This is a genomic window from Devosia soli, assembly GCF_000970455.1.
Taxonomy (GTDB): Bacteria; Pseudomonadota; Alphaproteobacteria; order Rhizobiales; family Devosiaceae; genus Devosia; species Devosia soli.
On the sequence record NZ_LAJG01000021.1, the window covers coordinates 207979 to 231403 of the forward strand.

Sequence of the window (23425 nt, forward strand, 5' to 3'; positions counted from 1 at the left end):
TGACGCCGGGCCGGGCGATTGTGGAGTGGCGTGAATTGCAGATACACACCGCCATAAAGAAGAAGATACTAAGTCAAAGAGTCTCTTTTGGGTTTTGAAAGGGGCAAGAAGGGTGAGCGCGGTGACCAAGAAAACATTGCTGGCAACGGTGCTGGGTGAACGTCAGGAGACACCACCAATCTGGATCATGCGGCAGGCAGGACGCTATCTGCCGGAATACCGCGAGACCCGGGCCAAGGCGGGAAGCTTTCTGGACCTCTGCTACAATCCCGAACTTGCAACCGAGGTGACACTGCAGCCGCTGCGCCGGTTCGATCTGGATGCGGCAATTTTGTTCTCGGACATTCTCGTCATCCCGGACGCCCTGGGACAAAAGGTCCGCTTCGAACAGGGGGAAGGACCAACCCTTGACCCTTTGACCGCCGACAGCGTCGATCGGCTCGAGCGCGAAGGGGCTTTGGAGCACTTGGCGCCCGTCTTGGAGACCGTGCGCCGTCTGCGGGCAGCACTTAGTCCTGAAAAGACGCTGATCGGCTTCTGTGGCTCTCCCTGGACCGTTGCGACCTATATGCTCAACGGGCGCGGCTCGCCCGATCAATGGGTGGCGCGGCGTTTCGCGCTCGAACATCCAGAGGCGTTCGCGCGGCTTATGGATGTGCTTGTCGAAACCAGTGTGGATTATCTGGTCGCACAGTTGGAAGCCGGTGCGGACGTGGTGCAGCTTTTTGAAAGCTGGGCGCTCAATCTCGACGACGCGGCTTTTGCGACCCAGGTGATCGAGCCCAATCGGCGGATTGTCGAGGGGGTGCGAGCCCGGGTGCCCAATGCTCCGATCATCGGTTTTCCGCGTGGCGCTGCAGGAAATCTGAGGCGCTATGCCGAAATGACCGGGGTCAATGCCTTAGGTCTTGATTATGCGACGCCGCTGAGCTTTCCGCGCGAGCACTTGCCGCAGGACTTGCCGGTCCAGGGCAATCTCGATCCGCTGCGGCTTGTCATCGGCGGCGAAGCGATGGAGCGCCGCGTTGTCGAGATCAAGCAGGCCTTTGCCGATCGGCCGCATATCTTCAATCTCGGCCATGGTATCGTGCCGGAAACGCCGATCGCCCATGTCGAGCGATTGGTCAATCTCGTCAAGACCGCTTGAGGACAGACGCATGTATGAATGGGTGAAGGCGCTGCATGTCATTTCGGTCATCGCCTGGATGGCCGGCATGCTCTATCTGCCGCGGCTTTTCGTTTATCACTCGGTGACCGAAAAGGGCTCGGCGCAGTCCGAAACGTTCAAGATCATGGAGCGGCGGCTGCTCAAGGGCATTATTAACCCGGCCATGGTCGCGACCTGGGTGTTCGGGCTCACCATGATCCACCTTGGTGGCGTCGATTGGAGTTCGCTCTGGCCATGGTTCAAGGCGGCTTTCGTCATCGCCCTTTCCGGCGTCCACGGCATTCTGGCTGGACATGTGAAGCGGTTTGCCCGCGACGAAAACGTCAAGCCGCAGAAATATTTCCGCATCATCAACGAAGTGCCGACGGTTTTGATGATCGGCATCGTCATCATGGTCATCGTCAAGCCGTTCTGATGTTTGGTCCCATCGGATAATCCCGGCGGTGTGCACCTTGAAGACGACGCACGGCGTTTCACGTGAATCTGCAAAATTCTTGCCTCTGCCTGGCTTCCACCTTGAATCCGGCTTTGGATCGCGCTACATGGTGCGCAACGCATCCCTCCTAAGGCGCGGCCGATTCCGGTAACGCGCGGTGCTCTCCCCCAAAATAAAAACTCTCTTCTACGATTTACCCCAAGGGTCCATCGCATCCATGCAGAATATCAAGCTCAGCGAGCTCAAGGCCAAATCTCCGGCCGAATTGCTGGCGTTCGCCGAAGAACTCGAAGTCGAGAATGCTTCCACGATGCGCAAGCAGGAGTTGATGTTCGCCATTCTAAAGGAATTGGCTTCCCAGGACATCGACATCGTCGGCGAAGGTGTGGTCGAGGTCTTGCCTGACGGCTTTGGCTTCCTGCGCTCTCCTGATGCCAACTATCTCCCCGGGCCGGACGATATCTATGTCAGCCCAAGCCAGATCCGTCGCTTCGGCCTCAGGACTGGTGACACGGTCGAGGGCGAAATTCGCTCTCCCAAGGAAGGCGAACGCTATTTCGCGCTCCTCAAGGTCAGCACCATCAATTTCGAAGATCCGGAGGCTATTCGCCACAAGGTCAACTTCGATAACCTGACCCCGCTCTATCCCGAAGAACGTCTCCGGATGGAGATGCCGGATCCAACGTTGAAGGATCGTTCGGCGCGGCTTCTCGATCTTGTCGCGCCACTTGGCAAGGGCCAGCGTGCGTTGATCGTTGCGCCTCCGCGTACCGGTAAAACAGTATTGTTGCAAAATATTGCACAATCGATCGCCACGAACCACCCTGAATGCTATCTGATCGTCCTGCTGATAGACGAGCGTCCAGAAGAAGTTACGGATATGCAGCGCTCGGTACGCGGCGAAGTCATCTCCTCGACCTTCGACGAGCCGGCTTCTCGCCACGTCCAGGTGGCGGAAATGGTGATCGAAAAGGCCAAGCGCCTCGTCGAACACAAGCGCGATGTCGTCATTCTTCTCGATTCGATTACCCGTCTTGGCCGGGCCTACAACACGGTGGTTCCGAGCTCCGGCAAGGTGCTGACTGGCGGTGTCGACGCTAACGCTCTCCAGCGTCCGAAGCGCTTTTTCGGTGCAGCGCGCAATATTGAAGATGGTGGTTCGCTGACGATCATTTCCACTGCGCTGATCGATACCGGTTCGCGCATGGATGAAGTGATCTTTGAAGAATTTAAGGGCACCGGTAACTCGGAAATTATCCTCGACCGCAAGGTTGCGGATAAGCGTATCTTCCCCGCGCTCGACATTACCAAGTCGGGTACTCGTAAGGAAGAGCTTCTGGTCGAGAGCGACATCCTCAAGAAGATGTATGTTCTGCGACGTATCCTCAATCCGATGGGCACGATCGATGCGATGGAATTCCTGATGGACAAGGTTCGTCAGACGAAAACAAATTCCGACTTTTTCGATTCGATGAATACCTGACCGTCGATGCACGCCGGCGATACGATCATGGCGCTGTCTTCGGGCGCGCTGCCGTCCGGCGTTGCCGTTATTCGCCTCTCGGGCCCAAAGGTCCGGGAGGCGCTCTCTTTTGTAGCTGGAGAGTTGCCAAAGCCACGCGTCCTGACGCTGCGAAAGATCGGTGCTGATCGGCAGCTTGATCATGGCCTCGTCGCGTGGTTTCCGGCACCCCATAGTTTCACCGGCGAGGACTGCGCGGAACTGCAGGTCCATGGCTCGCCTGCTGGCATCAAGGCGATCCTGCGCACTCTTGGCGATTTTGGCCTGCGACTTGCAGAGCGCGGTGAGTTCACTCGCCGTGCGTTTGAAAACGGAAAGCTCGACCTTATGGCCATTGAAGGCTTGGGCGACCTTCTCAACGCGGAAACCGAAAAGCAACGACAGCAAGCGCTGGCCCGTTATGACGGCCGTCTGACAGCGCGTGTCGAAGCGTGGCGTCACACCCTGCTTGACCTCCGAGCCGAAATTGAAGCGCGGCTTGACTTTTCCGACGAAGGTGACGTCGCGGATGACCTTCCCAGGAGTTTCGAGAGCCAGTTGCTAGACCTCCGCGGATCGATATCCGACGCCTTGGCAAGCCTCAGCAGTGGCCGCATCGTTCGCGAAGGCGTTCGCGTTGCATTGGCGGGCGCGCCCAATGCCGGCAAGTCCAGCCTCATCAACGCGCTCTCCAAATCCGATGTTGCGATTGTTTCCGATGAAGCTGGAACAACACGAGATGTCCGGGAGGTACCGCTCGACATCGGCGGGCAACTGTTCGTTCTTCTCGACTTGGCGGGCTTGCGTGCGACATCAAGCAAAGCGGAAGCCGAAGGCATTCGCCGCGCGGAAGCCGCCATAGCATCTGCCGACATCCTCCTTTGGCTTGAAGCCCCAGACACGGAAAAGGCAATTCGACCCAACACATCTGCGATAACTCTTAGTGTTGGCACCAAGTCCGACATGGCTGATCGAGCGCGATATGATGTGGCCATATCCACGCTCACTGGCGCTGGGCTTAACGAACTTATCGATCGACTCAAGATACTGGGCGAGGGACTGACTGGTTCTGAGCCGTCACTGGTCAGCCACGAACGCGACCGGCATGCATTGCACGAGGCTATTGCGGCTGTGGATGAGGCGAAGCGAAATCTCATGAACTGGGAATTGGCGGCTGAATCACTGCGACACGCTTCAGCTGCCTTGGAACGCCTAATTGGCCGGGTCGATGCCGAGCAAGTTCTCGATCGATTGTTTTCCAGCTTCTGCATCGGCAAATGATTCACGTGAAACATTTTGGCGCTGCTCAACTTCGTGATTCACGTGAAACACGACCTCCAGTTTTCAGCAGCTTGCAGACACGTTAGACAGGCATCACCTATCTGATCGAGGTTGCGCACAGATACTGTGCACCATCAATGAGGATATCATGACCGATTACGCTGTCATCATCGTGGGGGGTGGACATGCTGGCTGCGAAGCGGCCGCGGCATCTGCACGTCTTGGCGTTCCGACGGCCCTCGTTACGCATCGTTTTGCAACCATCGGGGAGATGAGCTGTAATCCAGCAATAGGCGGGCTCGGCAAAGGGCATCTTGTCCGCGAAATCGACGCTCTTGATGGATTGATGGGGCGGGTTGCCGACCAGGCAGGCATCCAATTTCGGGTGCTAAACCGCAGAAAGGGTCCTGCGGTCAGGGGCCCCCGTGCACAGGCCGATCGTAAACTCTACCGCAATGCGATGCAGGCAGCGATCTCCAGCCAGCCATACCTCGATGTCATTGAAGGCGAAGTCGATGATCTTGAAGTTGCCAATGGCGCCATTTCCGGCGTTATTCTGCTCGATGGCCGCAAGTTTTCAACAAAAGCAGTGGTTCTTACAACCGGCACATTCCTGCGTGGGTTGATTCATCGGGGCGAGGAAACGGTCCCTGCCGGACGTGTCGGCGAAAAGCCGGTTCTGGGCCTGTCGACCCGGCTCGAAACTCTCGGTTTGCAACTTGGCCGTTTAAAAACGGGGACGCCGGCGCGTCTCGATAAAACGTCCATCGATTACAGCATTCTCGAAGAGCAGCCAGGAGACAATCCCCCCGAAGCCTTTTCCGCTCTAACGAGTAGTATCACGACGCAGCAGGTTTCCTGCCATATCACGCGTACGACGGCAGAAACGCACAAAATCATTCAGGATAACCTTCACCGATCAGCTATGTATTCTGGCCGCATTCAATCGCGCGGCCCACGCTATTGCCCATCGATTGAAGATAAGATCGTTCGGTTTGCCGATCGAGACAGCCATCAGATTTTCCTTGAGCCAGAAGGGCTTGAGGAGGATACGGTTTATCCCAACGGCTTGAGCACGTCTTTGCCTGCGGACGTCCAGGAACAGTTCCTCCGATCGATGCCCGGCTTGGAGAACGTTCGAATCGTGCGTCCTGGTTACGCCATCGAATATGATTACGTCGATCCGCGGGAACTGCGCTCCACTCTGGAAGTCAAGCGTCAGCCCGGGCTTTATCTTGCTGGGCAGATCAATGGGACAACCGGTTACGAGGAGGCTGGCGCTCAAGGTCTGCTAGCCGGGGCAAACGCTGCGCTCGAAGCGGCCGGCAGAAATCCCATCGTACTATCGAGAACTGAAAGCTACCTTGGGGTAATGATCGATGATCTGGTGACGCGCGGGGTATCCGAACCCTATCGCATGTTCACCTCGCGCGCAGAATTTCGTTTGCATCTTCGAGCCGACAATGCGGATCAGCGTCTAACACCAGAAGGGATCGAGCGCGGACTTGTTGGTGAGGCACGCCGCCAAATCTTCTCAGAAAAAATCGCGGCTCTGTCAGAGGGCAGGGCTCGTCTCCATCAAAGTACAGTTTCGCCAAGCCAGGCGCGCAAAGCGGGAATTCCGATCAACGAAGACGGAAAGCGCCGGTCAGCGTTTGAACTTTTGTCATATCCTGACCTCACGTGGGATCACGTCATAAGACTGTGGCCAGAGCTGTTGGATGTCCCCGAGGGCGCGCGGGAGCAGCTGGCCATCGATGCTCAATATGCAGTCTATCTGGATCGGCAGCAGGCTGACATTGACAGCATGCGACGTGATGAAACCCGGCAAATTCCGGATAACGTCGATTATTACGCGATCCCGGGACTTTCGATGGAGCTGCGACAGAAACTAAGCCAGTTCCGGCCACAAACCATCGCACAAGCGCAGACCATGGACGGCATGACGCCAGCGGCAGTCACGCTTCTACTCGCGGTCTTGCGCCGGAGTGAGCTGCGGAAAGCTGGTTGATGCCTGACTTTGATGCAATCGCTTCCTACTCGGAGTTTTTCGGTAGGTCATTGGACGAAGTAGGCAGAGACCTGGAATCCTATTCTGCACTTTTGCGTAAATGGCAGCCAGTTCAGAATCTTGTTTCACGTGAAACACTGAGCGCCATTTGGGAGCGTCACTTCGCGGATAGCCTACAGCTTGTTCGGCATTTTAAACCTGCGGATCGAAGCATTCTCGACCTGGGGAGTGGCGGAGGCTTTCCAGCACTGCCTTTGGCTATCGCGAGCAAGGGGTTTGATCGCCACTTCATTCTGGTCGAGCCAACGACGAGAAAAGTCAGCTTTCTGCGCACAGTTGCCCGTGAGCTCGATCTTGACGTGAACGTAATTGGCCGACGCAGCGACCAGATTGATTCACGTGAAACACCTGTTCCGGATGTCATAACGTCACGCGCGCTCGCGGCGCTGCCCCAGCTTTGTGCCTGGATGGAGCCGTTTTTCTCTGAAAAAACAAGGGCGGTGCTGCATAAGGGGCGGGAACATGTTGATGAACTGCAGGAAACAAGTGCGCTTTGGTACTTCGACGTGGTAATAAACAAGAGTGACACTGATCCCGGTGGCGTGATCCTGACGATCACAAATCTGAAAAGAAAATCAGCGTCTTAGCGGCAAAAGTGGAGGCCTCCTCTTGGCACCCCGAATCCTGACCCTAGCCAATCAGAAGGGTGGCGTCGGCAAGACGACGACTGCCATCAACCTCGCGACCGCTCTTGCTGCCATCGGCGAGCGCGTGCTGATCGTTGATCTCGATCCGCAAGGCAATGCATCTACGGGCCTTGGCATTTCGCGCACGGATCGCGAAATCTCGGCTTACGACGTTCTGGTCGGCGAATCGACAGTGGCACAGGCGGCCATTATGACCAGCGTCCCCAACGTAGCGATCGTGCCGTCGACCATGGACCTTCTGGGTGTGGAACTCACCATTGCGGGGCAGGCCGACCGAGCGTTCAAATTGCGCGACGCCTTTAGGCAACTCGGAGATCTCCGGATCAACGATCAGCCGGTTAGCTACATCCTGATCGACTGTCCGCCGTCGCTTAATCTTCTTACGATCAATTCTCTGGTTGCTGCCGATGCGGTTCTGGTGCCGTTGCAATGCGAGTTTTTCGCGCTCGAAGGCCTGAGCCAGCTTTTGCAGACGATCGAGCAAATTCGCTCTACGCTCAATCCGCGCCTGTCGATCCAGGGCGTGGTAATGACCATGTTCGATAAGCGAAACAATCTTTCCGAGCAGGTTCTCGCCGACGTCCGCAGCGAAATGGGCGAACTCGTCTATGATACCGTCATTCCGCGCAATGTGCGGTTGAGCGAGGCGCCGTCTTATGGAAAGCCAGCGCTGCTCTACGACCTCAAGTGTGCAGGCAGCCAAGCTTATCTGCGCTTAGCTACCGAAGTAATTCGCCGGGAACGCCGGCTTGCTGCTGCCTAGGAGCCTATGATGACCGACAAACCCACTCGTCTCGGCCGCGGGCTCGCAGCACTCATCGGCGATATGCATTCGATGGAACCGGCGCGCGTGACCGATACCGGATCAAGCGGCAAGCGCTTGCCAGTCGATTTTATCATCCCCAATCGTGCAAACCCGCGCCGCACTTTTGATCCGGATCAGCTTGAAGAACTGACCAATTCTATCCGTGAAAAAGGCGTCATGTCGCCGCTCCTTGTGCGGCCAACGGATGATCCCAATATTTTCGAACTGATTGCCGGCGAACGCCGCTGGCGGGCGTCGCAAAAGGCAGGCCTGCACGACGTGCCGGTCATCATTCGCGAGGTGGATGACAAGGAAGCGCTCGAGCTTGCGATAATCGAAAACGTCCAGCGCGCGGATCTTAATCCGCTCGAAGAAGCAATGGGTTACGGCCAGCTGATCGAACAGTTCGACTATACCCAACAAGACCTGGCGCAGGTCATCGGCAAAAGCCGTTCGCACGTCGCAAACACCTTGCGCCTCCTGAAATTGCCTGAGGATGTGCGGAGCATGGTGTCAAGCGGAACGCTGACCGCCGGACATGCGCGGACGCTGATAACCGTCGAGGATCCATCTGGCCTCGCGCGACAGATCGTCGACCGGGGGCTGTCCGTGCGCGAGGCGGAGGCCTTGAGCCAACAGCGCGAGGCGCCTCAGCGCAAGACGCCGCAGAGCGAGGCGGCGCGAGACGCTGATACTGTCGCACTAGAACGGCGCCTGGCAGACGTTCTTGGTCTATCGGTCTCGTTGAGTCATTCGGAACGGGGTGGGCGGGTCGAGATCCGCTATAAGACGCTCGAGCAGCTCGATGCGCTTTGTCACAAGCTGACAGGGCAGCATAATTAGTCTGCTAAAATGATCTTCGCCGAACAGGTCCTCGCAAGTGCGGGGATCTTTTTTTATTCAGGAGACTAATGCGTTGCGGCCATCATGCAGAGCGCAAGCGTGGTTCGGTGCAGAATCGCGGTCGCTAAAGCCGGTTTGCGCCGCGTGTCACTGGTCGCCTGCAGAAGTCGTTCCGATGCCTGGGCGAGCGCCGCGTCGCTCCAAAGGCGCAATTGTTGCTCAAGCTGTCCGATGCGCGAGAAGTGTGGTTTCGGCTTGACGGCATCAAGCACGGCGCGCGGCGATTTGCCGGCATCGACTTCGACTCGCCAACGGCGCAGATTGGCAAAATGACCGGTCAGCATAGCGAGAAGCTGCTGCGGATTGACCGCGCTCGTCAGTGCGCGATTGAGTGCCAATTCCAGTTTTTCGGCGTGTCCGCCACCAGTCGCATCCAAAATAGCATCGATCGCCAGCGCGCCGTTGTCAGCGCATAGGGTGAGTACATCTTCCCGGGTCAACGTTTTGGTGCTGGCGGCGAAAAAGGACAGCTTTTCCAATTCCCTGCGCGTAATCTCCCGATCATTGCCGAGAATTTCACGCAGGGTTGGGATGACATCTGCATCGATGCGGATGCCCGCCTGGTTGAACGTCTCCCGCATGAGATTGGAGAGCGTTTCGTCTGTGTCGGGATAGCAGGGCAGGGCCCGGCCGAGCTTTGCTGCCTCCACCAATGCTCGAAGTGCATCGCGCGGTGCGAGATTCCCCGCCTCGAGCACGATGGCGGTACCGCCGGGATCGTCCCGCAGCTCGGTCAACGGCATCACGAGGCTTTTGCTGGCGCTACGCACGCGAAGAATGCGTTTGCCGCCAAAAAGCGAGCCACTGCGGGCCTCGGTGATCAGCCGGCCGGGTTCCGCCTCGAGTTCCGGCCCATCGAAGATGATAATATCGGCCGAAGCAATATCGTCGCCCGCAAGAAATCGGATAAGGCGCTGAGCTGTCTCACGCACGAGGCCACCATCCGGCCCATACGCGAGAAAAATACCTTCTGTCAGGTCCGGCCGCGTCAGGAAACGCTGGACCTCATGCGCCTTGAGAGCAGTCATCAGCCGGCAAGCGCAGCCAGAATGGCAAGACGCAGCGATTCGGCGGCAGCACGGGCGGCGCGTTCCTGCGCTTCCTGGTCGGCCTGCGTATCGGCGAGGACCTGACCGCTATGCGTCAGCTGAGCCCTGGCCGTCCGGGTAATAGTGATCGGCTTGTCCGAGCCGCCATCGCGCGCCGAAATAGTCGCCGTAGCGGTTACGTTCGCTTCATAAGGCGTGTTGGGATTGCTGGTGGCGCTGAGATAGGGCGCAGATACCGAACCTGAAACGGAGAGCGTCACGAGAGGCGCGGTCGGCGCCGTCGTTTCACCGAGCCGGAGCGAGAGTTCCTGATAGACAATCTGTTCGAGCCGTGTCGTGGGCTTGGCGTAGGCAAGCTCCAGCCGTGGGTTTTCGGCCAGCCGGCCCGAATAGACTGGCTGGAACGAACAAGCGCCCAAGCCCACGGAAACGAGGGCCAGGGGCACGATCAGGGCGAGTCGCTTGAGCCTAGACGACGACATTGACGATCCTGTCCGGCACCACGACGACTTTCTTGGGTGCCTTGCCTTCCAGAATGCGGACAATTTCATCCAGCGACAAGACCAGAGCTTCGACTTCTGGTGCCGGGGTGCCCTTGGCAACGGTGATTTCGGCCCGGCGCTTGCCGTTGACCTGGACGGGCAAGGTGACGGTATCGTCAACCAGCATAGCCCCGTCGACTTCTGGCCAACGCGCATCGGCCACCAAGCCAGCCTTGCCGAGGACTTCCCAGCAGCTTTCCGCCAGGTGCGGCATCATGGGCGAGAGCAGCACGGTCAGCTTTTCAGCGCCTTCGAGGATCGCGGCGCGCGTTGCAGTGCCCGTCTGGCCTTGCAGAGCCTTGGTCAGCGCATTGGTCAGTTCGTAAATCTGCGCTACGGCACGGTTGAAGCGCAGGCCTTCGATGTCCTGGCCGACGCCGTGCACGCTGCGGTGAATGATGCGGCGAAGCCCCAGCGCTTCCTTCTCGTCGCTGGCGGTTGCTTCGGCCGTGCGATCGCGCAGCTCGATGGCTTCGTTGACGAGACGCCAGACACGCTGCTGGAAGCGGCTCGCGCCTTCGACGCCTGCTTCGGTCCATTGCACGTCGCGTTCCGGCGGGGAATCTGACAGCATGAACCAGCGCGCGGTATCGGCGCCATAGGTCGCAACGATCTCGTCGGGATCCACCACGTTCTTCTTGGATTTGCTCATCTTTTCGACCGAGCCGATGGAAATCGGTGCCCCGGTCTTGAGATGTTTTGCCGTGCGGGTGTCGCCGGTCGCTTCGATCAGGATTTCAGTCGGGTTCACCCATTCGCCAGCGGCCGACTTATAGGTCTCGTGCGTCACCATGCCCTGGGTGAAGAGACCCTTGAAGGGTTCGCTCAGGTCGACATGGCCCGTAGCCTTCATGGCCCGGGTGAAGAAACGCGAATAGAGCAGGTGCAGAATCGCGTGCTCGACGCCGCCGATATATTGATCGACCGGCAGCCAGCGATTGGCGACGGCCGGAACGGTGGGCGTATCGGCATGCGGTGCGGTGAAGCGGGCAAAATACCACGACGAATCGACAAAGGTGTCCATGGTGTCGGTTTCACGCCGTGCCGGGCTACCGCACTGGTGGCAGTGGACGCGCTTCCAGGTCGGGTGATGATCGAGCGCATTGCCGGGCTTGTCGAAGGTTACGTCTTCGGGAAGTTTGACCGGCAAGTCCTTTTTTGGAACGGGAATGGTGCCGCAGACTTCGCAATGGATAACCGGGATCGGGCAACCCCAATAGCGCTGACGCGAAATGCCCCAATCGCGCAGGCGATAGTTGACTTCGACCTGACCCTGCGACTTGCCATCGACGGTGCGTGCGCCAAAATATTCGGCGATTTTCTTTTTCGCGTCTTCGATGGACAGCCCATCGAGAAAGTCGGAATTGAAGATGTTACCGGCGTCAACATAGGCTTCGTTGCCGATCTCGAAGCTTGCGGCATCGGCGCCAGGTGGCAGCACCACCGGCTTGACGGAGAGGCCATATTTGCGCGCTAGGTCGAGATCGCGCTGATCATGCGCCGGGCAGCCGAAAATAGCGCCGGTGCCATAGTCCATCAGGATGAAATTGGCCACGTAGACCGGCAAGGTTGCACCTGCAATGACCGGATGCTTGACCCGGAGGCCGGTGTCAAAGCCTTGCTTTTCCGCCTTTTCGAGCGTTTCCGTGGCCGTACCATGACGATGGCATTCAACAACGAAATCGGCCAGCGCCGGATTGCTAGCCGCCAAAGCAGTCGTCAGCGGATGGTCCGGCGAAAGCCCGACAAAAGAGGCCCCAAAGATCGTGTCCGGGCGCGTCGTGAAAACTTCGATGCTGGTAGCGTCCGTCTTGTCGCTCGGCTCGATCTCGAACAGTAGCCGCAAACCTTCGGATTTACCGATCCAATTGCGCTGCATGGTGCGCACTTTTTCGGGCCATTCGGTCAGGGTATCGAGTGCTTCGAGCAGATCCTCGGCAAAGTCGGATATCTTGAAGAACCACTGGGTCAGCTCGCGCTGTTCGACAGGCGCGCCCGAGCGCCAGCCCTTGCCGTCGATCACCTGCTCATTGGCGAGCACGGTCATATCCACCGGGTCCCAATTGACCTTGGAGGACTTTCGCGTGACGAGCCCGGCCTCCAGCATGTCGATGAACATCGATTGCTGGTGCTGGTAATAGTCGGGCGAGCAGGTGGCGATTTCACGCGTCCAGTCGATGGAGAGACCCATCGATTTGAGCTGCGCCTTCATCGCCTCGATGTTCTGGTAGGTCCAGGAACCTGGATGGGTCTTGCGCTCGATGGCCGCGTTTTCGGCCGGCAGGCCAAAGGCGTCCCAGCCCATGGGATGAAGCACGTTCTTGCCGCGGGCGCGATGATAGCGCGCGACGACGTCGCCCATGGAATAGTTGCGGACGTGGCCCATATGAATGCGCCCCGAGGGATAGGGGAACATTTCAAGGACGTAATAGCACTCGCGCGGATCGTCATTGGCGGTGACGAAGCTTTTGGCGTCGTCCCAGGTCTTTTGCCATTTCGGTTCGCTTTCGCGCGGATTGTAGCGTTCGCCGCTCACTGTGCTCGTCCTTGAAGATGCTTAGCCCTGATGGCTCAAAGAGCTCATCAGCTTGCGCTTTTCGGGGTTTTTGGCTAACCGGACCATCACCAGAAATCCCCTTCAAGGTCAACAGAAACGGGGCCTTACCATGGCCGACAACGTTGTCAGCGCCAAAACTGCGCTCGACGCCATCACGAGCCGGATGGAAAGAGCCGCCGCCCGCTTCGGCCAATCGGCACAAAAGGTCGAGCTTATCGCGGTGTCAAAGACGTTTTCGGCCGAGGTTATCGTGCCTTTTCTCGAGGCCGGACAAAGGCTTTTCGCTGAAAATCGTGTGCAGGAGGCCAAGGAAAAGTGGCCTTCCTTGCGGGAGCGATTTGCCGGGGTCGAGCTTCATCTCATCGGCCCTCTTCAGACCAACAAGGCGCGGGAGGCGGTGGCGCTGTTTGACGTCATCCAGACGGTGGACCGGGAAAGGCTGGCGGCTGTTTTGGCGGCCGAGATGCGCCGGGCAGGGCGGCAATTGCCCTGCTTCGTTCAGGTCAACATCGGGGCTGAAGAGCAGAAGGCCGGCATTGCCGTTGCTGATACGGTCGCCTTCGTCAGGCGCTGCCGGGATGAGCACGGGCTCGATATCGTGGGCTTGATGTGCATCCCTCCCGACGGTCAGCCGGCCGGACCCTTTTTCGCCCAATTGGCCCTGCTTGCCCGCGAGGCGCAGGTGCCTCAGCTCTCGATGGGCATGAGCGGCGATTTCGAGACAGCCATTGCCATGGGCGCTACACATGTCCGCGTGGGTTCAGCCCTCTTCGGTCACCGCTAGGCTCTGGCCGCGTGGGGTTGAATTCCCAATGCGGGCGAACACATAGAGCCAGCGCTGCAACTTTTGGCGTTTTCGCTTCGTTGTTGAGCGTTGAATAACATCGATGTGAATGGCGAGCCTCAAACACACCGTGATGATGTGAATCCTGCTCGGCCGACGCAAGCCCGGAGAAGAGAATGAACAAGCGACGCATCCTTGTTGTAGACGACGATGCGGACCTGCGTGAAACCTTGGTCGAACAGCTCAAGGCGCAACCCGAATTCGATATCATCGAAGCCGGTACAGCCAACGATGCGCTCAAGGCCTTGCGCACCAACAACGTCGAGCTGACCATTCTCGATGTCGGCCTGCCGGACATGGATGGACGTGACGCGGTCAAGGTCATGCGCCAGGAAGGCCACAAGAGCCCTGTCTTGATGCTCACCGGCCACGACACGGAAGCCGACGAGATCAAGGGCCTTGATTCGGGCGCAAACGACTACCTGACCAAGCCTTTTCGCTTCCCGGTATTGCTCGCCCGCATCAATGCGGCGCTGCGCCAGCATGACCAGAGCGAAGATGCCGTGTTCACCATCGGTCAATATAGCTTCCAGCCGGCCGCCAAGACGCTCGAAACCAACGAGGGGACCAAGGTTCGCCTGACAGATAAGGAAACCTCGATCCTCAAATACCTCTATCGGCAGGGCCCCAAGACCATCACGCGCGACGTGCTGCTCAAGGAAGTGTGGGGGTATAATAACCGCGTGACGACGCATACGCTCGAAACGCATATCTACCGCTTGCGCCAAAAAATCGAGCGTGACCCCTCCAATGCCCGGCTTCTGGTGACCGAGGATGGGGGATATCGCCTCGTTCCGTGAGGCACCCGCAAAAGCGGTGTTCATTCCTTAGGCAAACTACCCTATAGAAAAGCTGTTGACCCGCCGGGACATATCCGGCGGGCGGGGCGCATCCGGGTCAGTAGCTGATGAGAATGGACGATGCGGCCGCCATTCTTGCGCGGGCCGATTTCTTCAACATGTGCAACGACGAACAGCGGCGCATGCTCGGCTTTGCCAGCGATCGCCGGCACGTCGATGCCGATGACGTCATTTATCGGGCCGGCGATACGCCGGAAGGCGCTTATGTTCTGGTAGAAGGCACGATCAAGGCGCGCAATGAAGGCGTCGAGGCTGGAAAGCCATACGCGCTCTCAGAGCCCGGCAGTATCGTTTCGCCGATGGCGCTTATTCTCGACAAGCCAAGGCCCGTGACCATCACCGCTGTGACGGATTGCGAGCTGCTCTTCGTGCCGCGTTCGGCATTCCTCAAGCTGATCCGTCAATATCCGGACCTGGCGCAAAAGGCGGCCGAGCGCATCGAGCGCGAACTGAGCGGCTATCTCAATGCCCTCGATCCACTCAAACGCAAGATGAGATCGAAGTAGCTTCAAGCCCGTTCAGGGTCGCGCAAAGCGTGCAATGACTGGCACGTGATCGGATGGCTTGTCGGTCCAGCCCCGGGCTGGGCGGATGATTTCGGCGCCGATCGATTGCTCGGCAACATCGCTCGTCGTCCAGATATGATCGAGCCGGCGGCCCTTGTCGGCCGCGTTCCAGTCGGCGCTACGATAGCTCCACCAGCTGTAAAGCTTCTGGTCATAGGGGATGTGCTTGCGCACCACATCCACCCAGCCATGGCCACCGGTCAGGAGCGCATTAAGCGCTTCGGTTTCGACCGGCGTATGGCTGACGATCTTGAGAAGCTGCTTGTGGCTCCAGACGTCGTTTTCATGCGGGGCAATGTTGAAGTCGCCCGCAATCAGCTGCCCGCGCTGGAACATGGGCTCGCCGAACCAGGTCTTGAGTTCCGCGAGAAACCCGAGCTTGTGCTTGAATTTGGGGTTGATCTCGGGATCGGGTTCGTCGCCGCCTGCGGGAATGTAGAAATTGTGCAGTGTAAACGGGCCGTGGCCAAGATCGACCAGCGCCGAAACATGGCGCGATTCCGGGATTTCACAAAAGACACGGCTTGAAATGTCGGTCAGCGGAAACTTCGAAACGATGGCGACGCCGTGGTAGCCCTTCTGCCCATGGACGGCCATATGCGGATAGCCGTTTTCGATAAAGGCGTTCCGCGGAAACTGGTCATTGGTGCACTTGATTTCCTGCAGCATCAGCACATCGGGCTGATACTGGCGCAGGAAATCGAGCACCATATCAAGGCGCAGCCGTACGGAGTTGATGTTCCAGGTGACGACAGAAAGGGTCATGGGAAATCCGGATGCTTGGGGGCGCTTGTGGCCGTCTCGTCTTATGGCCAAGGCTTCGGCGGGGGTAAAGCCGGAAATGCCCCGCCGGTTCGGCTCCTGACGGAATATGTCAGTGGGCCAAGGATCTTATGATTCCATAACACCGAAACCGGGTTGACAAAAAAGCCCGGCGCCTTGCGGGCCGGGCTCATCGTTTGCAAAGACACAAGCGGGTTGGCCGCTGGTATCTTATTCGCTCTTGGCTTCGCCTTCCGCAGCAGCAGCCTGTTCGGCCGCCTTTGCAGCCGCTGCGGCTTCCGCGTCCTTGGCGGCCTGTTCGGCGGCAAAGGCTTCGGCAGCAGCGATCTTTTCGGCTTCACGGGCTTCACGAGCAGCGACAGCAGCTTCGCGTTCGCCAGCTTCGATCTTGCGGGTACGCGCGTTGGTCGATTCGAAAATACGAGCCGACTTACCGCGACGGTCGCGGAGGTAGTAAAGCTTGGCGCGACGCACCTTACCGCGCTTGACCACTTCGACCGAAGCGATGTTGGGCGAGTAAAGCGGGAACACACGTTCCACGCCTTCGCCGTACGAGATCTTGCGCACGGTGAAGCTTTCCATGATGCCGCCGCCGGAACGGGCGATCACCACGCCTTCATAGGCCTGGAGACGTTCCTTGTCGCCTTCGCGAATCTTGACCCACACCTTGACGGTATCGCCATGGGTGAATTCGGGGAGTTCGCGCTTGGCAGCCTGCAGGGCAACCTGCTCGGCCTCGAGCTGTTCGATAATCTTGCTCATTTTCGATCCGTTCTGATCTTATCGAGGGGCGACTGAGTCACCCGGTCTTGGTTGTAACGGAGGGCAGTCTTTTTGATCTTGTCGCACGGCGGGTCCGATCCCTGGCGCGCGAATGGGCGGCTCATAGGGGAAAAGCGGCGCGGAGTCTAGGTCTTTTGTCCCCAAGCAGCGCTTCTCGGCGGCCCTCATCGTGAGTAACGCAATATCTCAAATCTATCGTCACCACCTGGCTTGTTCCAGCGGTCCATGCGGAGGCGAGATGAATTGTCTAGACAAGCCCGGCAATGACGGCGGAGGAGGGGTTTAGTGCTTCAGCAAATCCGGCCGCCGAGCACGCGTCAGCAGCAGGGATTGCTCCTGCCGCCATTTCGCAATCTTTCCGTGGTCGCCGGATGTCAAGACAGGAGGAATGTCGACACCCTCAAAGGTCTGCGGCCGCGTGTAATGGGGGTATTCGAGAAGACCGTTTTCAAAACTCTCCTCGTCGCGGCTGTCGAGGGCACCGAGCACGCCTGGAATGAGGCGCACGACCGCTTCGAGCAACACCATCGCCGCGACTTCGCCTCCGGCAAGTACATAGTCGCCTATGGAAATTTCTTCGAGGTTTCGCGCGTCGATGACGCGCTGGTCGACGCCCTCAAACCGCCCGCAGACGACCACCACGCCGGGGCCGACAGCCAGCTCATGGGCACGGGCCTGGGTCAGTGGCTTGCCGCGCGGCGACATCAGAATACGGGGGCGCGGATCGTCAACCGGCGCCACTGCGTCGATCGCCTTGGCCAGAATGTCGGGCTTGAGGACCATGCCGGCGCCGCCGCCCGAGGGGGTATCGTCGACGGTCCGATGCCTGTCGGTCGCAAAATCGCGCAGCTGTGTCGCGCGCAATTGCCAGAGGCCGTCGGCCATGCCGCGACCGAGGACAGAAGCGCCAAGCGGCCCCGGAAAAAGGTCTGGGAAGAGCGTGATTATGTCGGCCGAAAACATCGCGTTCTCAGTCCGGGTCTTCTTCGCCCGGATCGGCATCGAGCGGCGGAGAAATCACGAGATATCCCTCGGCCACCCGAACGGTGGGCACCACGGCTTTGGTAAAGGGATAAAGGAAGGTATCGCCCGAGCGCGGATCGCGGACCTCGATGAGATCGCCCGCGCCAAAGTTGAGCAGCGCCGACACTTCGCCGATGCTGATACCGGTATCGAGCCGGGCGTCGAGACCGATGAGGTCAGCATGATAGAAATCGTCCTCGTCGTCGGGATCGGGCAAGCGATCGCGATCGAGGTAGAGCGAAACGCCATTGAGAAGTTCAGCCGCGTTGCGGTCGCGGATACCCTTGAGCTTGGCCACCAGCACGGTCTTGTTGAGACGCGCCGCCTCGATGTTTACGGTCAGGCCCGGGCGATCGGTTTCGAGCGGTCCATAGCTCGCGATGGCTTCGGGCTCGGCGGTAAATGTGGTGATACGCACCTCGCCCTTGATGCCATGGGCGGCGCCGATCTTGCCCATCAGAATGCGATTATCGGGGGCGGCCATATGTGCCTCATTGTCTGGACCCGCAGCACGCTTAGCAGGGTTGCGCCGTGAAGCAAACGCTTCGCGTTGCCTCGGGGAACCTTGGGCATGGATGAAGGCTTTCTGGAGAAAGAAATCAAAGGAGAAGCGCCGATGTCACAGACCCTGACCGACCGCCAAGCCATCCGCGAATGGGCCGAGGCCCGTGGCGGCAACCCGATCCTCATGGACGTTCCCGACGGCACCGGTGATCGCACCATCCTTCAACTCACCTTTGGGCAGGATGCGCTCAACGCCGAGGGCAATGAAGGACCGGATCGCATTACCGGTTTCCAGCTCGTCAGCTGGGACGATTGGTTTGCCGCGCTTGAAGAAAATGGCCTTGCCATCCAGGTCAGCGATGACCCGGCCGGCGGCAACGAAGCCGAATTCACCTTCGTCCCACGCGATTGAACGAACGTTTCACGTGAATCGCTGATCACCCGCCCCGCGCGCACGGCTCTCGGGGCGGACCAGCCTGCAGTCGCTCCGGCCGAGCGACTGGCCGATAGGGCAGCTAGAGACCACCCATTTGGCAGAGCAATTTCCACTCTTTGTCGCTGACCTTGGACACTGAAAGGCGCGAAAGCTTGATCAGTTCGATCTCGGCCAGTGCTTCGGTGGCCTTGATCTCGGCCAGAGTTACCGGCCGCTTGAATGGCTTGACCGACTGGACATCGACGCATTCCCAGACCACCTCGCCCTTGGCATTGAGCTCGGCCGTCGAATCGGGGTGCGCGGGCGCCACTATTTTCATGATGCCGACGATCTCCTTGCCGATATTGGAGTGGTAGAAGAACGCCTCGTCGCCGACAGCCATGGATTTCATGTTGTTGCGCGCCGCATAATTACGCACGCCATGCCACTCTTCGACCTCGCCGCGGCCGGTCTTGGCGACGAGATCGTCAAAGGAAAAGACGTCGGGCTCCGATTTCATCAGCCAATAGGCCATGCGCTCAAAACTCCACGCCGGTCGTGTTGATGGCGATGCGCCAGCGCTTGACCTCGTAGCTTGCGAAAACGCCGGCCGGCACGAAGGGATCGGCTGCAGCCAGGGCTTCGGCCTCCGCGAGAGTTTCGGCTTCGAAGACCACGATCGAGCCTTCGGGCTGCTCGTCGGCATTGAGCAGGGCGCCGGCGAAAACCAGCTTCTTGCCCAGGGACTTGAGGTGATCGAGATGCACCGGGCGGGTGTCGAGGCGTTTTTGCAGCGCGCCGGGGGCGTCCTTGGCGATCATGGCATAGAGCATATCAGTGTTCCCTCTTGAGCGGGCGGGACATCAGCCCCGCGACAACGGTGGCGATATCGGCGCGACCGGCAACGACGGCGTCAACCGCATCGATGAGCGGTGCGTCGACATCGAGGCTTTTTGCCAGCGCCGCGGCGACCGGCGCGGTGGCAACGCCTTCGGCCAATCTGGCGCCGCTCGCCAAAATATCCGCGGTGCGCCGTCCGGCGCCAAGCGCCATGCCGAACTGGTAATTGCGCGATTGGACCGATGTGCAGGTGAGCGTCAGATCGCCCAAGCCCGCAAGACCCGTCAGCGTATGCGCCGATCCGCCGAGGGCCGACACCATGCGCGCCATTTCGGCATAGCCGCGGGCAATCAGCGCCGAGCGGGCGGAAGCGCCGAGTTGCGCACCGTCGACGGCGCCGCAAGCGAGCGCATAGACGTTTTTCAGCGCCCCGGCGATCTCGACGCCGATCCGGTCATCGGCGGCATAGGGCCGGAAGCTCGGTCCGGCGAGCGCAGCGGCAAGATCGGATGTGGCATTGGCGTCATCGCCGGCAAGCGTGACTGCGGTCGGCCGGCCAGCGGCGACATCGCCGGCAAAGCTCGGACCCGAGAGAACATAGCCAAATGAAGCAGGCGCCATATCGGCAAGAATTTCGCTTTGCCGCGCGAGGGTGCCAGTTTCGAGCCCCTTGGCCGACAGAATCACCGGCTTACCCTTGAGGAGTTCGGGATCGAGCGAGGTCAGCAAGGTTCGCGTCGCCTGAGCAGGCACGGCGAGAATGAAGATGTCGGCAGCTTCGGCTTCGGTGGTCGCCAGGATCGAAGGCAAAAGCTCCTGACCGGGCAGGGCGGTCGAATTGACGTGACGCTCGTTGATTTCCGCCGCTTGCCCGGCATTGCGCAGCATCAGCGATACGCTTCGGCCAGCCATTGCCGCAGCTTGTGCCAATGCCGTACCCCATGCGCCACCGCCGAGCACGCTAACCGTTTCAAGTGCCATGGCTTTTGACCCGCATATCCTCGTCCTGGAGCGGCCAGCGGGGCCGCGCCGCAACGCTGAGGTTATCCATATCGCCGAGCGCCAGGCGCTCAGCGCCGGCCCAAGCGATCATCGCCCCGTTATCAGTGCAAAGCGCGATCGGCGGCACGATGAGTTCGGCGCCAAATTCTTCGCTCGGGACGCGGAGCGCCTCGGCAATCCGCTTGTTGGCTGCAACGCCCCCCGCGACAACGAGGCGGATAGGCTCTCCAGGGAACTGCGCGGCAAATCTTTCGAGCGCCTGGTGCGCACGATATCCCACGATCTGCGCTACGGTCTCCTGGAAACTGGCAGCGATGTCCGCAACATCCTGATCGGTCAGCGGCGCCAAGGCTTCGGTCTGGAGGCGCACTGCTGTCTTGAGCCCGGAGAACGAAAAATCGAGCCGCTCCTCGCGCAGCAATGGCTTTGGAAATCTGAACCGCTTAGGATCGCCGCGCTGGGCGATCTTCTCGACGGCCGGACCACCGGGATGACCGAGCGAGAGGAGCTTGGCCACTTTATCGAACGCTTCGCCCAGCGCATCGTCAATGGTGCCTCCCCAGCGCTCATAATCGCCCACGCCGCGCACGAGAACGAACTGGCTATGGCCGCCCGAGACCAGGAGCATGAGGTAGGGAAATTTCACTCCATCAGTCAGCCGCGCCGTCAGCGCGTGGCCTTCCAAATGGTTAACGGCGATGAGAGGTTTTCCAAGCGATGCCGCCAAGGCCTTAGCCGTCGTCAGACCAACGAGCACCCCGCCGATCAGGCCGGGGCCGGCGGTGGCGGCCACCGCATCGACCTCGTTAAGGCCGATACCGGCTTCGTCGATGGCTTGGGCGATGATGTGATCGAGCCACTCGACATGGGCACGTGCGGCAAGCTCGGGCACGACGCCGCCAAAGGCTGCATGCTCATCGAGCTGGCTGCGCACCACGTTGGAACGAATGGTGCCGCGGCCGGTTTGATCCCGCACGACAATGGAGGCCGCAGTCTCGTCGCAGCTCGTCTCGATCCCCAGAATGATGGCTTGCGCTTGCCCGGTCACGACGAACTGGTCTACTCCCATGGGAAGGCGGAACGAACCGCCATGCGGGTTCACCCGCCAGAAAACTGTCCATTGGCCTATACTAGGACGGAGCCATAATGCAATCGCCAGCCCCCTTCGCCCGGATCGGAACGCGCGGCAGCCCGCTGGCGCTGGCCCAGGCGAGACTGGTGCGCAGCCTGCTCGCCACCGCGCATGCCGTGGGCGAGGAGAAGATCGAGATCGTCGTCTTTTCAACCGGCGGCGACCGTAGCCAGGCAGCCAATGTCGAACTCTCGACCATCGGGGGCAAGGGCGTCTTCACCAAGGAAATCGACGAAGCGCTTTTGTCCGGCCGAGTCGATATCGGCGTCCATTCAAGCAAGGACGTGGCAACGGGCCTGCCGGACGGCATGGAACTCGCCGCCTTTCTCGAGCGCGAGGATGTGCGCGATGCGTTCCTGTCTCTTGGCGCCTCGACGATCGAAGCCCTGCCAGAGGGCGCCCGGTTCGGTACATCGTCCATCCGCCGCTCGGCCCAGGCGCTGCGCCTGCGGCCCGATCTCCAAATCGTTCCTTTTCGCGGCAACGTCCATACGCGCCTCAATAAGCTGGCCGAAGGCGTTGCCGATGCTACCCTTCTTGCAATGGCGGGGCTCAATCGGCTGGGGGAAACCCATCGGGCGACCTCCGTCCTCGATCCGCACCATTTCATGCCGGCGCCGGCGCAAGGGGCAATCGGACTTGCTGTCCGCAGCGGCGACAAGCGTTTTCTCGATGCTGTTGCGGCTCTTGACCACAGGCCGACGCACCGCGCCATCGTGGCCGAGCGCACCATGCTCGCCGTGCTCGATGGGTCCTGTCGCACGCCGGTTGGCGCGCTGACCGCTTGGTCAGGCGAAACCTTGACGCTTTCCGGCGAGATCCTCAGCCTTGACGGACAAACCAGCTTCCGCGCCGAAGCCAGCGGCACCGATCCTCAAAAGCTCGGAACCGCCGTCGGCGAGGAGCTGCTTGCCAAAGCCGGACCAGATTGGCTCAAACAGTGGACGGAGTAATACCATGCGCATTCTCGTCACGCGTCCGGAGCCCGATGCTCAGTCAACCATCGATCGGCTGCGCGCGATCGGCATCGAAGGTGTCGCCGCCCCGCTGATGAGCCGGGTGACGCTCGATTTTCACCTGCCGGCTCTCGAAGGCTTCGCAGCCCTCGCCGTCACCAGCACCAATGCGCTGAGAGCCCTGGCTGAGAGGCAGCCGCTCGACCCGCTTCTGCATCTGCCGGTTTATGCGGTAGGCGACCGAACGGCGCATGAGGCGCGGCTGCTTGGGTTCACCGATGTTGTCAGCACCGGCGGAACGCTGGATGGCCTTGCAACCACCCTCGCTCTGGCGCGGATTGCGGGGCCGATCCTTTATCCGGCTGGAAGACATTTGAGCGGCGATCTTGCCCGGGCCCTGGCGCCGCACGGGGTGATGGTGGTGACGGTCACGACCTATGACATGGTCGCCGAGCCCGCCCTGCCGCCGTCCATCCTTGCCCAATTGCAGGACGATGGCTTCGGCGCAGTCCTCCTTTATTCACGGCGATCGGCGGAAATTTTTGCGCATTTGACGGCGCCGAGCCTACCTGAGACCAAACGCCGCGCGCTTGCCGCGCTCTGCCTTGCGGAAAATGTCGCACAGCCCTTGATCGAATGGCGGTTCAATCGCGTTCATCTGGCGGACCGGCCGGATGAAGAGGCAATGATGGCCTTGGCTCTGGCTTTTGCGCGCGAACAATCTGGGCCATGATCGACCCAGCGAGAAGGAAGGCAC

At 59.7% G+C, this 23425-nt stretch carries 25 protein-coding genes; 14 read left to right on the forward strand and 11 right to left on the reverse strand.

Features of this window, described 5'->3' with window-relative positions; translation table 11 throughout:
• Positions 1-121 precede the first annotated feature (121 nt).
• From hemE to VW35_RS10105, 8 genes are all read left to right on the forward strand, one after another.
• Entirely contained in the window at positions 122-1147 is a 1026-nt protein-coding gene (gene hemE / locus VW35_RS10070) for a uroporphyrinogen decarboxylase (protein ID WP_046143058.1), read from the forward strand.
• A gap of 10 nt (positions 1148-1157) precedes the next feature.
• On the forward strand, positions 1158-1583 hold the full coding sequence (hemJ, locus tag VW35_RS10075) for a protoporphyrinogen oxidase HemJ (protein WP_046142908.1): 426 nt from the start codon (positions 1158-1160) through the stop codon (positions 1581-1583).
• Positions 1584-1821: 238 nt separating this feature from the next.
• Complete coding sequence (gene rho / locus VW35_RS10080) at positions 1822-3087, forward strand: transcription termination factor Rho (RefSeq protein ID WP_046142909.1); 1266 nt, start codon at positions 1822-1824, stop codon at positions 3085-3087.
• A gap of 27 nt (positions 3088-3114) precedes the next feature.
• Positions 3115-4386 carry a tRNA uridine-5-carboxymethylaminomethyl(34) synthesis GTPase MnmE gene (gene mnmE / locus VW35_RS10085; RefSeq protein ID WP_244465872.1) on the forward strand — a complete coding sequence of 424 codons (1272 nt, stop codon included), beginning with the start codon at positions 3115-3117 and terminating at the stop codon, positions 4384-4386.
• A 148-nt stretch (positions 4387-4534) separates the two neighbouring features.
• Positions 4535-6397, forward strand: coding sequence for a tRNA uridine-5-carboxymethylaminomethyl(34) synthesis enzyme MnmG (mnmG, locus tag VW35_RS10090; protein WP_200896885.1), 1863 nt, complete (start codon positions 4535-4537; stop codon positions 6395-6397).
• The gene (gene rsmG, locus VW35_RS10095; protein WP_052951635.1) at positions 6397-7044 is read left to right on the forward strand and encodes a 16S rRNA (guanine(527)-N(7))-methyltransferase RsmG; all 648 of its coding nucleotides are present in this window, start codon (positions 6397-6399) and stop codon (positions 7042-7044) included. The genes mnmG and rsmG overlap by 1 nt, the downstream gene beginning before the upstream one ends.
• A gap of 22 nt (positions 7045-7066) precedes the next feature.
• Positions 7067-7867: a ParA family protein gene (locus tag VW35_RS10100; RefSeq protein WP_046142912.1), complete on the forward strand. Its 801-nt coding sequence runs from the start codon at positions 7067-7069 to the stop codon at positions 7865-7867.
• Between the two features lie 9 nt (positions 7868-7876).
• Positions 7877-8752 (forward strand): ParB/RepB/Spo0J family partition protein, encoded by an 876-nt coding sequence (locus VW35_RS10105; protein WP_046143060.1) that lies wholly within the window; start codon positions 7877-7879, stop codon positions 8750-8752.
• Positions 8753-8817: 65 nt separating this feature from the next.
• Here VW35_RS10105 and holA read toward each other — a convergent pair whose 3' ends face one another.
• Genes holA through leuS form a run of 3 tightly spaced genes read right to left on the reverse strand, consistent with a single transcriptional unit; the run spans position 8818 to position 12939 of the window.
• Positions 8818-9840, reverse strand: coding sequence for a DNA polymerase III subunit delta (holA, locus tag VW35_RS10110; protein WP_046142913.1), 1023 nt, complete (start codon positions 9838-9840; stop codon positions 8818-8820).
• Entirely contained in the window at positions 9840-10343 is a 504-nt protein-coding gene (gene lptE, locus VW35_RS10115; RefSeq protein ID WP_046142914.1) for an LPS assembly lipoprotein LptE, read from the reverse strand. The genes holA and lptE overlap by 1 nt, the downstream gene beginning before the upstream one ends.
• A complete protein-coding gene (gene leuS / locus VW35_RS10120) occupies positions 10330-12939 on the reverse strand; it encodes a leucine--tRNA ligase (RefSeq protein ID WP_046142915.1) in 2610 nt (869 codons plus the stop codon). Before leuS ends, lptE begins: the two co-directional genes overlap by 14 nt.
• A 130-nt stretch (positions 12940-13069) precedes the next feature.
• On the opposite strand from leuS, the gene VW35_RS10125 reads away from it, so the two are divergent.
• The 3 genes from VW35_RS10125 to VW35_RS10135 all read left to right on the forward strand — a co-directional run bounded on the left by VW35_RS10125 (position 13070) and on the right by VW35_RS10135 (position 15170).
• Entirely contained in the window at positions 13070-13744 is a 675-nt protein-coding gene (locus tag VW35_RS10125; RefSeq protein WP_046142916.1) for a YggS family pyridoxal phosphate-dependent enzyme, read from the forward strand.
• A 176-nt stretch (positions 13745-13920) separates the two neighbouring features.
• A complete protein-coding gene (locus VW35_RS10130) occupies positions 13921-14604 on the forward strand; it encodes a response regulator transcription factor (protein WP_046142917.1) in 684 nt (227 codons plus the stop codon).
• Between the two features lie 107 nt (positions 14605-14711).
• Positions 14712-15170: a Crp/Fnr family transcriptional regulator gene (locus tag VW35_RS10135; protein ID WP_083982632.1), complete on the forward strand. Its 459-nt coding sequence runs from the start codon at positions 14712-14714 to the stop codon at positions 15168-15170.
• Positions 15171-15182: 12 nt separating this feature from the next.
• On the opposite strand, the gene VW35_RS10140 is transcribed toward VW35_RS10135, so the two are convergent.
• The 4 genes from VW35_RS10140 to rimM all read right to left on the reverse strand — a co-directional run bounded on the left by VW35_RS10140 (position 15183) and on the right by rimM (position 18303).
• Complete coding sequence (locus tag VW35_RS10140; RefSeq protein WP_046142919.1) at positions 15183-15995, reverse strand: exodeoxyribonuclease III; 813 nt, start codon at positions 15993-15995, stop codon at positions 15183-15185.
• A gap of 228 nt (positions 15996-16223) precedes the next feature.
• Positions 16224-16775 carry a 50S ribosomal protein L19 gene (gene rplS / locus VW35_RS10145; protein WP_046142920.1) on the reverse strand — a complete coding sequence of 184 codons (552 nt, stop codon included), beginning with the start codon at positions 16773-16775 and terminating at the stop codon, positions 16224-16226.
• A gap of 303 nt (positions 16776-17078) precedes the next feature.
• Positions 17079-17759 (reverse strand): tRNA (guanosine(37)-N1)-methyltransferase TrmD, encoded by a 681-nt coding sequence (gene trmD / locus VW35_RS10150; RefSeq protein ID WP_046143061.1) that lies wholly within the window; start codon positions 17757-17759, stop codon positions 17079-17081.
• A 7-nt stretch (positions 17760-17766) separates the two neighbouring features.
• A complete protein-coding gene (gene rimM / locus VW35_RS10155; RefSeq protein ID WP_046142921.1) occupies positions 17767-18303 on the reverse strand; it encodes a ribosome maturation factor RimM in 537 nt (178 codons plus the stop codon).
• A gap of 132 nt (positions 18304-18435) precedes the next feature.
• Between rimM and VW35_RS10160 the strand changes: the two genes are divergently transcribed.
• Complete coding sequence (locus tag VW35_RS10160) at positions 18436-18735, forward strand: hypothetical protein (protein WP_046143062.1); 300 nt, start codon at positions 18436-18438, stop codon at positions 18733-18735.
• A gap of 103 nt (positions 18736-18838) precedes the next feature.
• On the opposite strand, the gene VW35_RS10165 is transcribed toward VW35_RS10160, so the two are convergent.
• From VW35_RS10165 to tsaD, 4 genes are read right to left on the reverse strand one after another with little or no spacing between them, the layout of a single operon-like run.
• Positions 18839-19273 carry an EVE domain-containing protein gene (locus VW35_RS10165; RefSeq protein WP_046142922.1) on the reverse strand — a complete coding sequence of 145 codons (435 nt, stop codon included), beginning with the start codon at positions 19271-19273 and terminating at the stop codon, positions 18839-18841.
• 4 nt (positions 19274-19277) lie between these two features.
• Positions 19278-19571, reverse strand: a complete 294-nt coding sequence (locus VW35_RS10170) for a YciI family protein (protein WP_046142923.1) — start codon at positions 19569-19571, stop codon at positions 19278-19280.
• Between the two features lies 1 nt (position 19572).
• Complete coding sequence (locus VW35_RS10175; RefSeq protein ID WP_046142924.1) at positions 19573-20559, reverse strand: NAD(P)H-dependent glycerol-3-phosphate dehydrogenase; 987 nt, start codon at positions 20557-20559, stop codon at positions 19573-19575.
• The gene (gene tsaD / locus VW35_RS10180; RefSeq protein WP_046142925.1) at positions 20549-21649 is read right to left on the reverse strand and encodes a tRNA (adenosine(37)-N6)-threonylcarbamoyltransferase complex transferase subunit TsaD; all 1101 of its coding nucleotides are present in this window, start codon (positions 21647-21649) and stop codon (positions 20549-20551) included. The genes VW35_RS10175 and tsaD overlap by 11 nt, the downstream gene beginning before the upstream one ends.
• A gap of 77 nt (positions 21650-21726) precedes the next feature.
• Here tsaD and hemC point away from each other — a divergent pair, with 77 nt between their 5' ends.
• Together hemC and VW35_RS10190 are read left to right on the forward strand one after the other, a co-directional pair.
• A complete protein-coding gene (gene hemC, locus VW35_RS10185; protein WP_046142926.1) occupies positions 21727-22665 on the forward strand; it encodes a hydroxymethylbilane synthase in 939 nt (312 codons plus the stop codon).
• Positions 22666-22669: 4 nt separating this feature from the next.
• Positions 22670-23401 (forward strand): uroporphyrinogen-III synthase, encoded by a 732-nt coding sequence (locus VW35_RS10190; protein ID WP_046142927.1) that lies wholly within the window; start codon positions 22670-22672, stop codon positions 23399-23401.
• The last annotated feature ends 24 nt before the right edge of the window (positions 23402-23425 follow it).